The sequence below is a fragment of the Streptosporangium sp. NPDC020145 genome (assembly GCF_040631275.1).
In the GTDB taxonomy this organism is placed as follows: domain Bacteria; phylum Actinomycetota; class Actinomycetes; order Streptosporangiales; family Streptosporangiaceae; genus Streptosporangium.
This window is the reverse complement of the sequence record NZ_JBEXZT010000057.1, coordinates 1-13,627: the sequence shown is the minus strand read 5'-3', so window position 1 is coordinate 13,627 and position 13,627 is coordinate 1. Positions and strand designations below refer to the sequence as shown.

The 13,627-nt window shown below is 64.2% G+C and carries 15 protein-coding genes and 1 pseudogene; 6 read left to right on the top strand and 10 right to left on the bottom strand.

The genetic code is table 11. From position 1 onward, the window contains the following. Positions 1 to 610: 610 nt before the first annotated feature. The gene (locus tag ABZ463_RS41205) at positions 611 to 1,369 is read left to right on the top strand and encodes a hypothetical protein (RefSeq protein ID WP_362785564.1); all 759 of its coding nucleotides are present in this window, start codon (positions 611 to 613) and stop codon (positions 1,367 to 1,369) included. Positions 1,370 to 2,354: 985 nt separating this feature from the next. Next, on the top strand, positions 2,355 to 2,930 hold the full coding sequence (locus ABZ463_RS41200; RefSeq protein WP_362785568.1) for an IS630 family transposase: 576 nt from the start codon (positions 2,355 to 2,357) through the stop codon (positions 2,928 to 2,930). A 130-nt stretch (positions 2,931 to 3,060) separates the two neighbouring features. On the opposite strand, the gene ABZ463_RS41195 is transcribed toward ABZ463_RS41200, so the two are convergent. Then, positions 3,061 to 3,945 (bottom strand): SMP-30/gluconolactonase/LRE family protein, encoded by an 885-nt coding sequence (locus ABZ463_RS41195; protein WP_362785561.1) that lies wholly within the window; start codon positions 3,943 to 3,945, stop codon positions 3,061 to 3,063. A 67-nt stretch (positions 3,946 to 4,012) separates the two neighbouring features. Here ABZ463_RS41195 and ABZ463_RS41190 point away from each other — a divergent pair, with 67 nt between their 5' ends. Together ABZ463_RS41190 and ABZ463_RS41185 are read left to right on the top strand one after the other, a co-directional pair. Then, positions 4,013 to 4,450: an Lrp/AsnC family transcriptional regulator gene (locus ABZ463_RS41190; RefSeq protein WP_362785558.1), complete on the top strand. Its 438-nt coding sequence runs from the start codon at positions 4,013 to 4,015 to the stop codon at positions 4,448 to 4,450. 457 nt (positions 4,451 to 4,907) lie between these two features. Continuing rightward, positions 4,908 to 5,546 carry a hypothetical protein gene (locus ABZ463_RS41185; protein ID WP_362785555.1) on the top strand — a complete coding sequence of 213 codons (639 nt, stop codon included), beginning with the start codon at positions 4,908 to 4,910 and terminating at the stop codon, positions 5,544 to 5,546. On the opposite strand, the gene ABZ463_RS41180 is transcribed toward ABZ463_RS41185, so the two are convergent. The 6 genes from ABZ463_RS41180 to ABZ463_RS41155 form a co-directional block, all read right to left on the bottom strand. Then, positions 5,528 to 5,719, bottom strand: a complete 192-nt coding sequence (locus tag ABZ463_RS41180) for a hypothetical protein (protein ID WP_362785552.1) — start codon at positions 5,717 to 5,719, stop codon at positions 5,528 to 5,530. The two genes, ABZ463_RS41185 and ABZ463_RS41180, sit on opposite strands and share 19 nt — an antisense overlap. 84 nt (positions 5,720 to 5,803) lie before the next feature. Next, positions 5,804 to 6,106 carry a 2Fe-2S iron-sulfur cluster-binding protein gene (locus ABZ463_RS41175; protein ID WP_362785549.1) on the bottom strand — a complete coding sequence of 101 codons (303 nt, stop codon included), beginning with the start codon at positions 6,104 to 6,106 and terminating at the stop codon, positions 5,804 to 5,806. Positions 6,107 to 6,142: 36 nt separating this feature from the next. Next, positions 6,143 to 6,583, bottom strand: a complete 441-nt coding sequence (locus tag ABZ463_RS41170) for a fumarylacetoacetate hydrolase family protein (RefSeq protein ID WP_362785546.1) — start codon at positions 6,581 to 6,583, stop codon at positions 6,143 to 6,145. A 30-nt stretch (positions 6,584 to 6,613) separates the two neighbouring features. Continuing rightward, on the bottom strand, positions 6,614 to 7,702 hold the full coding sequence (locus ABZ463_RS41165) for a cytochrome P450 (RefSeq protein ID WP_362785544.1): 1,089 nt from the start codon (positions 7,700 to 7,702) through the stop codon (positions 6,614 to 6,616). A 743-nt stretch (positions 7,703 to 8,445) separates the two neighbouring features. Continuing rightward, on the bottom strand, positions 8,446 to 8,778 hold the full coding sequence (locus tag ABZ463_RS41160) for a hypothetical protein (protein ID WP_362785541.1): 333 nt from the start codon (positions 8,776 to 8,778) through the stop codon (positions 8,446 to 8,448). A 139-nt stretch (positions 8,779 to 8,917) separates the two neighbouring features. After that, positions 8,918 to 9,172 carry a hypothetical protein gene (locus ABZ463_RS41155; RefSeq protein ID WP_362785537.1) on the bottom strand — a complete coding sequence of 85 codons (255 nt, stop codon included), beginning with the start codon at positions 9,170 to 9,172 and terminating at the stop codon, positions 8,918 to 8,920. Positions 9,173 to 9,471: 299 nt separating this feature from the next. On the opposite strand from ABZ463_RS41155, the gene ABZ463_RS41150 reads away from it, so the two are divergent. Then, the gene (locus ABZ463_RS41150) at positions 9,472 to 10,236 is read left to right on the top strand and encodes an integrase core domain-containing protein (RefSeq protein WP_362785566.1); all 765 of its coding nucleotides are present in this window, start codon (positions 9,472 to 9,474) and stop codon (positions 10,234 to 10,236) included. A gap of 249 nt (positions 10,237 to 10,485) precedes the next feature. Here ABZ463_RS41150 and ABZ463_RS41145 read toward each other — a convergent pair whose 3' ends face one another. The 3 genes from ABZ463_RS41145 to ABZ463_RS41135 all read right to left on the bottom strand — a co-directional run bounded on the left by ABZ463_RS41145 (position 10,486) and on the right by ABZ463_RS41135 (position 12,643). Continuing rightward, the gene (locus ABZ463_RS41145; protein WP_352014587.1) at positions 10,486 to 11,073 is read right to left on the bottom strand and encodes a 3'-5' exonuclease; all 588 of its coding nucleotides are present in this window, start codon (positions 11,071 to 11,073) and stop codon (positions 10,486 to 10,488) included. An 881-nt stretch (positions 11,074 to 11,954) separates the two neighbouring features. Beyond that, positions 11,955 to 12,305: a helix-turn-helix transcriptional regulator gene (locus ABZ463_RS41140; RefSeq protein ID WP_362785534.1), complete on the bottom strand. Its 351-nt coding sequence runs from the start codon at positions 12,303 to 12,305 to the stop codon at positions 11,955 to 11,957. Then, the gene (locus tag ABZ463_RS41135) at positions 12,305 to 12,643 is read right to left on the bottom strand and encodes a type II toxin-antitoxin system RelE/ParE family toxin (protein WP_362785531.1); all 339 of its coding nucleotides are present in this window, start codon (positions 12,641 to 12,643) and stop codon (positions 12,305 to 12,307) included. Before ABZ463_RS41135 ends, ABZ463_RS41140 begins: the two co-directional genes overlap by 1 nt. 751 nt (positions 12,644 to 13,394) lie before the next feature. Between ABZ463_RS41135 and ABZ463_RS41130 the strand changes: the two are divergent. After that, positions 13,395 to 13,520, top strand: a pseudogene (locus ABZ463_RS41130) (alpha/beta hydrolase); the annotation flags it as partial. Positions 13,521 to 13,627: the final 107 nt, after the last annotated feature.

The following is a 13,627-nucleotide window of genomic DNA, read 5'->3' as shown; positions in this document are numbered from 1 at the left end:
CGCCCAGTCCTCCACCTTGATCACCCTCCAGAGTGACTGAAGGGGGGTCAGTTTTCGGCCGTCGCCACAGGGTCAGTTTTCACCCGTCGTCGACAGCACTCAGCTCCGGGATGATCGCCAGAACGGACCGAAAGACCGTAGGTGGCTGGGATGGGCCTGATCGTCCCGTCTGCCACGTCCCAGGCAAGCCCAACATCCCGGCTCCTACGGTTCAAGGCCGTTCGTGACTGTTGGCGTCCGATGATCGAGGAAGGGCGACCGGTTGACGTACACGCGAAGACGGCCTTGAGCCTCCGTCCCCAGGCTGTTGCCCCTCCGGGGTGGGACGAGGCAGACGGGACGATCAGGCGGAAGAGGTGTGCGCGTCCGCGCGGGGTTCTCCGGCCGTGCCCGTTGCGTGCCCGTCAGGAGGGTGATCAAGGGGGACTCACGGGGAACCACGGTCACTCATCCCGCTCCCCCACAGGTCAGCCTTTTCCCAGCTCAGCGGTCAGGCGCGACAGAGACCTCCCAAGCTGACAACGCCGCTTCCGTCTCCCATTGGATTCCACTAAGGTGACAATCTTCGGACGGTGTGACCTTCCGGAGTCTTTGAAGGCGAACGCCCGCGATGAACTTTGACCAGACATCCGCACGATTCCGTCTCGACGTCGCGTTGAATCGTATGGCCGTCACCTTCCGTGGCATGACTGCCCGCCGCAACGAGCACAACTGCGAGTGCCACTGGGGCAGCGCGGAGGAACTCGCACGGTTGAAGGAGCCGGACACGGAGCTGGACCTTGATCTCCTGCATCGCACTTGGCAGGCCGCCGATTGGGACGATCACGCGTCGGTGCTGCGCCGCATTCTGCCTCAGTTGTCGAGAGCCCTCGTCGGCGGCCTCGTCGAGCCTCTCTTCGGCATGGAGGAGGTCGGGCGTTCATTCGCTCGTGGAGAGTGGCAGCAGTGGCCGGCCGATCAGACAGCAGCGGTGCGGGAATTTCTGAACGCCTGGTGGGCCCACACTCTCATCGACTCGGATCCCGCCGTGCCCGCCCACCAAGTCCTCGCCCTGTGTGCCGAGGCCTCCGCCGCAATCAGCCCATGGCTGCACGCCTGGGAGGCGCAGACGCGCGCCGTGGCCGACCGCCACCTGGTCGAAGCGGTGACGCACTGGGAGTACGACCTGCTGGGAGACCAACTCCCATGGCAGAGCTGGAACAACGAGGAAGAGATGCGTACCGAGTTGACAGCCTGGCTGATCCGTCACGCCCCTGCCCGGCTCCGGGCCGCGAACGCTCCCGTGGAGTTGCTCCACCGGATACGACTGCTCGGACTTACCGACCTCGCCCGCTGGACGGATCCTCACTGGCCTGACGACCGCTACTGAATCAGCACCCACCACAGACCGGCCCCCTCCTGGCCGTCATACAGAGAAAGATCGGGAACATACACGGAATGACCTCGCCGCAGTCGAAGAAGATTTAGTGATCACATGCGGGTCAACGCGCCTTTGACTCATGAAGGGCCATCCACTTTTAATCCGCAGCATCGTGACTCGAAGGACATCGCATTCAAGGGGCCTTGCCTCAAAGGGCTCTCATAATCGTGCGCCCGACAAGCAAGGATGCGCGGGTTGCAGCTCACCCTGCACCAGCTCGTTCCAGGAAGACCGAGGAGTCGTTGGTCCAGGTAAGTAGACGTGCTAGTGGGCCAGGGTGCACATCACATACCGAGGTTAGCCAACGAGACCCGCGACAGAGTAAACGAATTAATATCTACACATGCAGCACAAGAAAAATCAAGTGCAGAATTTTGAATACAGGATGGGTGACGTGCGGGAAAAGGCGGTTAAGGCGGCCGGGCGGGGAAGTCTAATTACTTTCCTATCTCTGCTCGTCGTCGTAGTCGTTGCCGCTTCTGGACCGTTGCCTGCTTGGGTGCTAGTGGCTCGTCTCCGAACGTTGCTGGGCATTTGATCTGACGGGGTGAGCCCGGCAGCCTGGTCCCGGCGTCGTTCTGGGAGGTGGTCGTGGCGCGTAAGCCCGAGGTGTTCGTCCGTGCGTTGACGATGGAGGAGGGACGGCGCCTGCAAAGGATCACCCACTCGGCCAAGGATCCGGTGAAATTGCGGCGGGCGATCGTGGTGCTGACGTCCGCGCAAGGGCAATCCGCTTCCGCTATCAAGGCATTGATGCAGGTCAGCGACGACTACGTGCGCCAGGTGGTGCACACGTTCAACGAGCGGGGTTTGATGCCCTGGACCCAAAATGGAGCGGGGGCCGTCCACGAAGGATCAGTGAGTGGGTGCGCGAGCGCATCTGCCTCATCGCCCGGACGACCCCCGCCGAATGGGGCATCACCGCCTTCTCCACCTGGAGCTCGCCGCTCACCTGGTCGAGGTACGGCTGGTGACCTCGATCAGCCGCCAGCACCTGGCGCGGATCCTCAAGGCCGGCAAGGTGTCATGGCAGAGCACCACGACGTGGAAGAGCAGCAACGATGCGGACTTCGTCGCCAAGGTGCAGCGTGTCCTGGCCCTCTACGATGCCCCGCCCAAGGACGGGCGGGTGATCTGCGTGGATGAGTTCGGCCCCTTGAATCTGCAGCCCCGCAAGGGCAAGGCCTGGCGGCCGGGCAAGAACCCCCGCCGCCTGCGGGCCACCTACAACCGCTACAGCGGGGTCATGCACCTGCTCCGCGCCCTGGACCTGACCACCGGGAAGATCTACCACCGGATCCGTAAGCGCAAGCGCTGGCGGGAGTTCCTGTCGTTCTGCACGTCCCTGCGCGAGCGCTGGCCCGGCGGCACCCTCTATCTGATCGTGGACAACTACTCGCCGCACAAGCATCCCCAGGTCAAAGCCTGGGCCGCCGCCAACGACGCCGAGCTGGTGTTTCTGCCGACCTACAGTACGACCGCGGCGTGGTCTTCCGCCTGTACCTGCTGACCCTCACCGGCACAAATGAGAGCCTTCGGCAGTTTCGCCGCGTCATGCCGCGTGTTAGACCCGCCGCTCGGAATCGCTTCAAAAGGCTACGGTGATAAATCACAGACTCGCCGGGGCCCCGGGGGAGGCTTCATTTCGCGCCTGCGAAGGTCACGCGGATGGAGTAGAGATCTCCGGCCGAGTTGGTGATGAACAGGTTGTTTCGCTTGGTTCCGCCAAAGGTCAGGTTGCTGGCTGCCTCGGGCAGCGGCAGCTTGCCGATCAACGTGCCGTCCGGGTCGTAACAGTGCAGCCCGTCGAGGGCCGCGGCCCAGATCCGGCCGTAGCAGTCGAGCCGTATGCCGTCGAACCATGCCTCCGCGAACACCCGGCCACCCTTCAGACTGTCGCCGGTGACGTCGAACACCCGCAGGTGCCGCTTGCGGGTGTCGACGACGTAGAGCTGTGACTCGTCGAGGGAGAAGGCCAGGCCGTTGGGGCGGACGAAGTCGTCGGCGACGACGGTCAGTTCCCCGGTGTCGGGGTCGAGACGATAGAGGTGGTCCGCGCCGATCTCACTCTCGGCAGGTGTGCCCTCGTAGTAGCCGGTGATTCCATACCGGGGATCGGTGAACCAGATGGAGCCGTCCGACTTGACCACGATGTCGTTGGGGCTGTTGAGCTTCTTGCCTCGGTAGTTGTCGGCCAGGACGGTGATGGCGCCGTTGTGCTCGGTCCGTGTGACCCGGCGGGCGCCCTGCTCACAGGTGATCAGCCGCCCTTCACGATCGACGGTGTTGCCGTTGGCGTTGCCTGACGGCTGGCGGAAGACCCCGACCGCGCCGGTGGTCTCGTCCCAGCGCAGTAGGCGGTCATTGGGGATGTCGCTCCACAGCAGGTAGCGGCCGGCCGGGAAGTAGGCAGGTCCTTCGGTCTTCCTGCTTCCGCCGTGGAGCACCTCGACATGAGTGTCTCCGTCGTAACCCGCGAACCGCTCGTCGAGCGTCAGGAATTCCGCCTTGAATCGACTCGTCATCAAATTTCCTTCAGTCATAGCGTACTATTGCTGAACAGTATCAAGCTATGGCGAGATCGGAGTGAACATGGATCAAAACGATCATGTGCTGATCGCACAGTTGCAGCGAGACGCGACACAGTCCTACGCCGCACTGGGGCAGAGTGTCGGCCTGTCCGCGGGCGCCGTTCACGAGCGAGTGCGGAAGTTGCGCGAGCGGGGAGCGATCCGCGCCACGACCGTGGATGTGGATCCAAAAGCCCTGGGCCTGGAGGTTCTGTCCTACGTCATGGTCAACTCGAACGCCTGGATGGGCGATACGGCAGCGGCCTTCGCCGCCCTGCCTGAAGTACAAGAAGCGCACGTCATCGCCGGTGCCGCCTCGGTTTTGCTTAAGGTCCGCACCCCGACAACTGAGCAGTTGCAGGACGTACTCCGGCGGATCTACGACATTCCCGGCGTCTCCAGTACGCAGGCGATCGTCGTACTGGAGACATTTTTCGAGCGTCCGATTACGATCTGCTGATCGCCAAACAGAAGGTAGGGCTGGGACCGGATTGGCGGGCCATTGGTAGGGGTGACGGGGGGCAACCGCGGTTACTCATGACCTACCCTCCACCCAGCTCGGCGCCCCAACGACTCATGATCGACGCAGTTCCCAAACTGACAGCGCGGGCTCGACTCCCGTCACCCGCTCCACTTCTCCACCGAGCCTGACCAGGCGATCCCTTGATCACCGGTCAAGCTTTTGATCTTTATGGGCTCACCATGGGCTCACACCCGCCGAACGATCTTCTGAATTTCCTTTGGCATGCCCTATGACCAGCTGAAACTGGCCCCATGGCACGCATAGAGACCCGCGTCCGCAAGGACGGGAAAACCAAGACCTACCGAGTTCACTGGCGACTTGCCGGCCCCAGAACCGGCGCCTGGAAATCGGAGTCCTTCGACCAGAAGGCAGCCGCCCTCACTTCAAACTGGCTGTGGAAGCATGCGGGCACCACTGGCCCGAGAACTGGATCCGCGGCTTCGGCTGGGCACCCCCACCCGAGGAACAGCCCGTCAAGGCCGACCCCGTTCTCTTCGCCGAATACGCCCAGCGGTTCGTGGCGAATCTGTCCGGCATAGAAGAACGCACCCGCCACGACTACGAGCGTGACCTCAAAAACCACATCGTGCCGACCTTCGGCGGCCTGGACCTGCGCGACGAAAGCCCGGCCTTCGACCGGACGACCGTGTCCGCCTGGGTGAACGACCTCCACCGCGGCATCCCCGACCCGGGCGACCCCCGCGCGTGGCTGCGACGGCCGCTGGCGCCCAAGACGATCCAGAACCTGCACGGCCTGCTGTACACGATCCTGCAGGGCGCGGTCGAGGCCACCTCGCCCATCCGCGTCTCCAACCCCGCCGCCCGCACCCGCCTGCCCCGGCTGGACGACGGCGAGGGCGAGGGCGAGGGCGACGACGAGATGATTTTTCTCACCGAGCAGGAGTTCACCCTGCTGCGCACCTGCGCCAAACCGGATGTCCGCGACATGCTCACCGTCTTCGCCGGAAGAAGTGGGACCGTACTTGCTCAGCCGACTCCAGGATGCCTCCACCCTCACCTCCAGTGGCTGTAGGCGAGCGAGGCGCCCTCGGCGGAGAGCGCCCGGAACGCCTCTCGATCGATGCCGGTGACGTGGTCGTTGACCAGGGTGATGTTGCGCGTCGGAACTCCAGCTTCGGGTCCGAATCCTCCGTTGGGAACGCCTTCGACAGTGGTGGCCGTTGGGCCGGGGAGTGTGTCCACCAAGATGATCGGCTCCTCGACTCCTTCGTCTCGCAGGAGGAGCGCGGTGTGAATCGGCGTCCACGATGATGATCGGTGCGCCGGTCATCACTGGTCCTCCGGCAGTTCGACGGTGATGTCGTGTGCGGGAGCGGGGAGCTGGCAGCTGAGCCGGCTCGTTGTGCGCCGTTCCGCCTTGGTGCAGGTGAGCATCTCATCCTCGTCGGCGCTCACCGGCGGGAAAACGTCGACGTCGGACGCCCCGACGTAGACGTGACAGGTAGCGCACATCATGTTTCCGCCGCACTCGCCGATGATGCCGTCGACGTCGCCGTCGATTGCGGCTTGCATCAGTCGGGTGCCGGGGGGAACGTCGATGGTGGTTTCCCCATCCGGCCCGCGGTAAGTCACCAAAGGCAAGGTGAGTTCCTTTCTGAGCGTGGTGTATCAGCCCGCGGCAACGGTGGCGTCGTGGGTGCGCGTGTGTCCGAGTCCGTCGATGGTCGCTTCGACGATGTCGCCGTCGGTAAGGTAGCTGGGCAGGTCCAGCTGGAAGCCGCGCCCCGGGGGTGTGCCGGTCAGCTGGATGTCCCCCGGCCGCGGTGCGATCGATGCGCTGACCGAGGAGATGAGTCCGGCGACATCGACCACCATGCCGGCGGTGGTGCTGTCCTGTCGAAGCTCGCCGTTGGCCCGGAGCCGAAGGCGGGCATCGCTCGGGTCGAACTCGTCCGGAGTGACGAGCCGGGGACCCGTAGGGCAGAACGTGGCGGAGCTCTGGAGCGAGCGATCTGCAAGAGCAGGGGGTGCTCCAAGGGCTCCGGGGCCGCGGCAAGCCGACGTGCCTGCGTATTCGCACCTGAGCGCCTGCTCACCACGGCTCTTCACCTTCTCCCTGCGGGCGCGACCAGGTGCGCATCAGCGACCCTGCGGAGCGACGGTGAGCCGGGTGATGGTCGGGAAGATCAGGTCCGGGAACCGGGGCGGGTTCTCCTCCAGCACCTCAAGGTTCGGGAGGCGCTTCGGAAGCTCGCGCAGGAGAATGTCGCCTTCGAGCCGGGAGAGCGGTGCTCCGATGCAGTAGTGGCTGCCGGCCGTGAACGAGAGGTGACGGTTGTCGGGGCGTGAAAGGTCGAAGACGTCGGGGTTGTCGAAGCGGCGCGGGTCACGGTTCGCCGCGGCCAGGCCGAGCAGCAGGTGCGACCCCTGCGGGATAGGCATTCCGTCGAGCTCCAGTCCTTCGCCGGCGTAACGCCAGAGAAAGTGGATGGGCGTGTCGAACCGCAGGTTCTCCTCCCAAGTCGCAGCGGCCAGGGTCGGGTCACCGGCAAGGAGCCGGTACTGGTCGGGGAAGCGGGCGGTGGAGTTGACCACGTTGGTCATCGCCATCATCGTCGTGTGGTAGCTGGCGACGAAGAAGCCGACCAGGGTGACCACGAGCTCGTTTCGAGAGAGGCGGTCCCCGGCCGCTTCCGCGTTGATGAGAGCGCCTACGGCGTCGTCGTCGCCGACCTTGCCGCGAAGCGTGTCGACGATGTCGCCGATGTAGTCGAAGTAGAACTGTGCGACCTCATCGGCCTCGGCGAGTTGCTCCGGGGTGAGGTCGCTTTGGCTGAAGATGGCGTTCAGGGCCGGCACCCGCTGCAGGACGGTTCCCGCGTCTTCCATGGGAGCGTGCAGCAGCCGACAGGCGATCCGCGCTGGGACCTTCATCGCGAAGTCGTGTACGAAGTCGACCTCGCCGTCGTGCTGGGAAAGCTCGTCGAGGCCGGCGATGATGAGCTCCTCCACCCAGGATCGCATTCGGGTCACAGCCCGCGGTTGGAACGCCGGAGCCACGAGCTTGCGCAGGCGGGTGTGTGCGGGGGCGTCGGTGGACGGCATCGACAGCCGGTAGAACTCGGATGCGGGGCCCTCGCCGATGTGTGCCGGGTGCTCTCCGGGGCGTGGCTGCACGGTGTTCGTCGGGAACTTGAGCGTCTTCTCGACCTCGGCGAAGCCGGTCACCAGCCAGGAGTCCTGCCCGTTCGCGACAGTGCGCATGACCGGTGAGATGTCTCGGATGGTCCGATAGGCCGCGTAGCGGTCTGCGGCGAAGGCGGGGTCCGCAGGGTCGAGGTGAACGAGATCGGATGTGTTGGTCACGGGTGCACCCTCTTCTGTGCAGGCTCTTCGACAGGGCTTGTGATGGGAACCAGGCGAAGCCGGGGCGACGACCTATGTCGGTCGCTCCTCGTGGGCCCTCATGACGCCGCCGCCCCCTGTTTCCCGGGAACCGCGAAACGATGACCACAGAGCGCCGGTCAGTGACCGCTCCGCTGCCGGTTCCCCCGCCTCCGCCTGGCTCCTGCCGTGCACCACAAGCGGGAAGATCACAGAGTGGTCGCCACTGTTCTTCGCCGGGATCGACTGGGCGTCCACCGAGCACGCCGTATGCGTACTCGACCGGGACGGTCGCAAGGCCGCCGCGTTCACCATCGTCCGCACCGCCGCCTCGACGGCCTCGCTGACCGAGAATCGGCTGGCCGGGTTCTGCGCCAAGAATGCTGCTCTGGTGAGAGGTTCGCCGCGATACTGCTGTGGCGCTGCGGGTAGAACGGCGCATCCTACGATCCGGCCTTGCGCAGCGGTGCCCGTCAGGGAGCTGAACAGCAGATCGCAACCTGACTTTGGTTTTGAGATCGGCACAAGGGGTGTCATGACGCATTCCTCTGACAGCCGTGGCGAGTCGGCCGGGAGTGCCTCCAGTTTCATCGAAAGTAGACGTGGGGCACGTCCCAATTCATGGGTGAAACCGCAAGTTTCTGGTCATTGATTTGTGGTTTCCACGACGGCCTGGGAGACGAGCGGTAGAAGGAAACGACAAGAAATGCAGCGCGGCGGCCGACGTCGGCTGACCGCTGCGACGAGCCAACGAAGTCCGCAATGTCCTGCTGAAGCTTAGCGAACCAGCTGGCCCAGAGCGGCTTGCCACGAAGCCAGGCATCCATGGCCGACTCGTCGTTGATGTTCTGGATCTCGATGCGCAAGCCGCCCGAGTTGCGGAAGTAGGCAAAGCCGAGAATGTCCTCTGGGGTGCTCAACGATTTCCAGACAGTAAGGCGCATAACCTGACAGAGAGCCTGGAAGAGATAGGTACGTGACGCGACGTCGCAGGCAGTTTTCGCCGAGTTCAAGGAGGAAGCCGTCCGCATGGTGCTGGACGGCCCCCGTACGGTCGTCTCATTGGCCCGCGAGTTCGGCATGAACCCCACCACCCTCGGTAGCCGGGTCAACATGCGCAAAACCATCCATCCCGAGACCGAGCAGCCGCCGTCCGGGCCGGAACGCGCCCATATCCGCGCACCGGAACGCGAGAACGCCGAGCTGCGCGAGAAGCTGACGTTCCTGAAAAAGCAGCCGCCTTCCTCGCCGCCGAGACACGATGACGCTCGCCACATACGAGCTGATCGACGCGCAGAAGGCCACCCACAGCATCGTCCGGATGTGCCGATGACCGCAGGTGTCCCGCTCGGGCCACCACGAATGGCGCCGACGGCCCGCCCCGCCCACCGCCCAGCGACGCGAGCACCTCAACAGGCTCATTCCCGGCATCTCCGCCGACAGCCACCAGACCTACGGCTACCGCCGCGTGCACGCCGCACCGCCCCGAACCGGGCAGCACCGCTCGGCGGAACCGGTCCGGGCACTGACGCGCGAGCCGGAACCGACCCCCGCCCAGACACGGGTGCTCCGGCCGACCACCACCCAGCAGGGCGACTTCCGCGGCATCCCCGATCCGGTCCGCCGGGACTTCACCGCACCCCGGCCGGGACCAAACCGGTCGGCGAATCACCTACATCCGCACCCGGGAAGGGTTCGTCCACCCGGCCACCGTCATCGACTGCCACAGCAAGGCCGTCATCGGCTGGGCGATGGCCGGCCACTACCGCACCGAACGGGTCAAAGACGCCCCGCACATGACGATCGACACCGGCCTGGCCGAGCCGGACGCCATCTTCCACACCGATCACGGCTCGAACCACACCAGCGACACCTCCGGCCGATACTGCGCCAACCGGCGGATCCACCGCCCGACCGGCCGCACCGGCGTCCGCCACGACAACGCGATGGCCGAATCGTTCTTCACCGCGATCAAAACCGAGTGCCCGGACCGGTTCGTCCTCACCACCCGGGCCAAGGCCAGGCAGCAGGTCATCCGCTCCATCGAGGGCTTCTGCAACCGGCGGCGCCCGCACTCGGCGCTCGGCTACCGCACACCCCTTGCGGCACTCGCCGAGCATCCACGAGCCACACAGGTTCAGCCCACAAGCCGACTGCCCGGAAAATCCTGGGCATCCCACTTTCGATCTTTCCAGCCTCCGTGTCCGATCCACCCCGGCCTCTCTCGTAGAGGACCTCCTGAGCGAGCGTGCCCGTACCATCGGCGGTCTCCCTCGGTGCGGGTAGATGAGCGTGGCCTGGGTGGTCAAGCGGCTCATACGGTTCCTCAGCTCCCGCAGCGTCGCACCCGGCTGGGAGGCGAACCGTTGTCCGTGTGACGCGAATCATGGAAGGGACTCCGGTCAGGGCCCCTTCTTGAGCTTCCTGGCCCACGACCGGGCGAAGGTCGACCGGCGGTTCCCTTCCGTCGCGAGGAAGACGAATGCCTCGTCACCGTCTCCGACTACTTGTCCACGTGGGTGTGAAGCTTCGCTCGGGCAGGGCCACCGTACGGCCCGGCAGCGGACTTGGGCGGCCCGAGGGTCACCGATGCGTCTTTGGGCTCGGTGTCAGGTCGAGGCGCTTCTCTAGACGACTGTGGCCGTGACCGGCCACGCCCCACGGCCCAACAGGTCGAGAACGAGTGCCGCGATGTTCCACGCGTCGTCCTCGCCACGGTGATGGCGTCCTTCGAGCGGCAGCCCGGCGATCTGTAGAGCGTGGTCCATGCCGGGTTTCTTGCGCAGCCCGTACGCCGCGGCGAATACGGCCTTGGCGTTGGTGTGGGTGCGTTCCGTTGGATAGCCGAACGGGTAGGCCACCCCGTCGGCCTGACTCTGCCGAGCAAATTGCCGACGGTCGTACTCGCCCCAGCTCGCCCAGGGACGCCTCCCGGCCTCGTACTCCTCGACGAGGATCCGGCATGCCTCGGCGAAGGTGACGCCCCGTTCCACCTCGGCCTGCGTCAGGCCGGTCAGTTCGGTGCAGAAGTCACTCACCGCCGACCGGACAGGACGTACCAAGACACGATGCCGGGACACGCGGCGCCGTACCGACAGGTCCACGACGGTGAGACCAATCTCGATGATCTCGTTCACAGAACCGGGCGGCGGTTGTCCGTCCCAGCAGGTGGCTTCCACATCGATGACGTTCAACAGGACGGATTCGCGGCGCATGGGGCCGAAGTTAGGGGTGCGTGCCCGGTTCTGGCACCTCAATTTCCACATGCCCGCACCGTCACCGCCAACGCGACCTCTTCGAACCGGACCTCCAAAGCCTTGGACTACGCGGTGGAACTGGGAGACCAGCGCGTCGTCTCTTACCCTTGATGACTCAGCTGTCATTCGCCGCGCCGCATAGCCTCCGCATACCGATCCACGGTGCCCTTGTCTAGACGGCGGTTCCTTCCGTTACGGCGGAGTAGTTCCCGGGCGCGCCCTGGGTCAATGTTTTCGATGGAAATGATCATCCACCCCTCCTCCAGAGAGGGGATGCACACGACCTCTTGGTCATACACGGCATTTCAAAAAATCCCCCACACCTCCACCAATGAGATGAAATACCTTATTTGCAAAATAAGTTTCTTTTATCCATAAAATAAAACTTTCACACCTCGCAAGGCTTGAACACTTCGTCCCACTTAGAGATCAACTATGTTTGGTGACTTACTGGAAGAAATCCGTTGATCGCGTCCTACGCCGGGGCATCTGTCCAGCCTCGCAAGCTTGATCGCGTGCCAGATCCGCGCCAGGACAGGTAGGAAACCTCGGTCGCTCAAGGGAACTCACAGAGAACCCTTCCCTACCTGCCTGCACCCCTGTTTTCCCAGCTCAATCCCTCAAGGTCACAGCCGGCTCCCAAGCTGACAGCGCGGGTCCGAGATCCTGTTACCCGCCCTAACGTCAAAGGCCCAGCTCAAGAATGTGATCTAGAGCTGGGCCTTCCTCGTTCCTCTGGTGCTGACAACTTCGGGGCAAACCTGTCGCGGTCGAAGACCGCTACCGTGGAAGGAGCAGCGGAAGCCTACGGACCGTGCCTCGATGTGGCTGCCTGCAACTTATGCGGTCACGAGCTGTCGGTGATGCACCGTTAGAGGCTCGATTTCAGTGGTGTCGTCGACGATGAGCTCGACGCGGAACCGAACCCCCATTGCCGCACCGAGACGCAGCAGTGTCGCTATATCCGGAATGCCGCCTCCTCCCTCGATGCGAGACAGGGCGGGTTGGGACATCCCGGAGCGCTCCGCTACGACCTTCTGAGACAGACCTCGGCGCTTACGGATCTCGCGCAGCTGGTCTCCGAGTTCCAGGTCGCGGCCTGCCTGCTCGTATTCGGGGTGGGGCTGCACATCCGCTTCCATCGCACGCAGACGCTTCGCCTTGTAAGTTTCCCAACGGCTGTGACCCATCATGCGCTCCTCTCGAACACGTGCGTGGTGGTCAGGTCGTGCTCTGCCTCACACCGCTTCTTAGCAGCGATCGCTCGGGCGATGTCGGCGGTCTGCGTCCCATCCTGTGTCTTGCGGAAGACCGTCAGGACCACGATCACCTCGTTGGCCGGCTTCCAGAAGGTCAACCGCCAGGTCGTACGGTCGAGAGAAACACGCAGCTCGTGCACACCTTCGGCATCCTTCAGCTTCTTCACGTGATCCCCATCAGGGATGCCACCAGTGACGAGGTAGTCGTCTACATTCCGCATAGCCCTCTGGTAGAGCGGAAAGGAAAGTCCGTCCAGCCAAGACTCCACCTCCGGCTCCAGGTCGATCCCCCACTAAGGCATACCATCAATAGTATATGCACTCGATGGTAACTCGTGGCGAGGATGAGCACCAGCCCCGTCCGCTCCTCGATCTTGGTTACTCAGTCAAATGCGCGCCAGAACAGGCGGGGAGCCCCGGTCGCTCGCGGAGACTCACGGGGAAGCACACTCCATCTACCTGCGCCCCCGTTTCCCCAGCTCAGCCCACCGACACCAGCAGTCGACTCCCAAGCCGACAGCGCCGGTTCGATTCCTTTCATCCGCTCCGCTTACGAAGGCCCGGGCATCGACGGTTTCCGGATCTGACCTTGATTGTTTTCTGGGTTGATTCTCACCGTCGCGCCAGAACAAGTGATCTTGCTCCTCGGTCGCTGGGTACGGGCGCACCCGCCGAGCCATCGCCTGCCACAAGTGGCCAGGAGCACCAAGGCGCGGCATCGCATCCGCCGGCGCGAAGTCCATCGGCACCATGAGGACCGGGTGCTCCACGCCCGCCTTCTTGATCAGCTCACCGGCAACGGCGGTGCTGAGGATGCCGCGCAGGAGGTGATGCGCCGAGACCGTGCTCGGTCAGGCCCGTGTGCCGGATGCGGACCTGGCGGGATGTGATCTCTGTGATTACCCAGCCGCCGAAGATCGGGTTGATGCGCCCTTTTGCCGGAATGGCAAGGAACTTGGGCCCTGACCTCCCTCGACCCTATAGTCGGGGCGACCGACGAGCCCTGGTCGAGGAGGGACGATGACGGCGAAGCACCGGATCCTGGAAGCGGGCGCGGAGCGGATTCACGTCGTAGAGCAGGGCAGCGGCCCGCTGGTTCTGCTCGTCCATGGTTTCCCCGAGTCGTGGTATTCCTGGCGGCGGCAACTTCCCGCGCTGGGGTCACGTCCAGCGAAGTGGTGTATGAGCTGACCTTCGCGTGATCCTGTTTCTGCAGGTTAAGCGGTAAGTGTCTGCGGTAGCGGATTATGGGC

Coding starts and splice junctions, on each gene's coding strand:
- ABZ463_RS41205 (WP_362785564.1), top strand. CDS start 611: ATGAACTTTGACCAGACATCCGCACGATTCCGTCTCGACGTCGCGTTG.
- ABZ463_RS41195 (WP_362785561.1), bottom strand. CDS start 3,945: ATGACGAGTCGATTCAAGGCGGAATTCCTGACGCTCGACGAGCGGTTC.
- ABZ463_RS41190 (WP_362785558.1), top strand. CDS start 4,013: ATGGATCAAAACGATCATGTGCTGATCGCACAGTTGCAGCGAGACGCG.
- ABZ463_RS41155 (WP_362785537.1), bottom strand. CDS start 9,172: ATGCTGTGGGTGGCCTTCTGCGCGTCGATCAGCTCGTATGTGGCGAGC.
- ABZ463_RS41145 (WP_352014587.1), bottom strand. CDS start 11,073: ATGCGCCGCGAATCCGTCCTGTTGAACGTCATCGATGTGGAAGCCACC.
- ABZ463_RS41140 (WP_362785534.1), bottom strand. CDS start 12,305: ATGGGTCACAGCCGTTGGGAAACTTACAAGGCGAAGCGTCTGCGTGCG.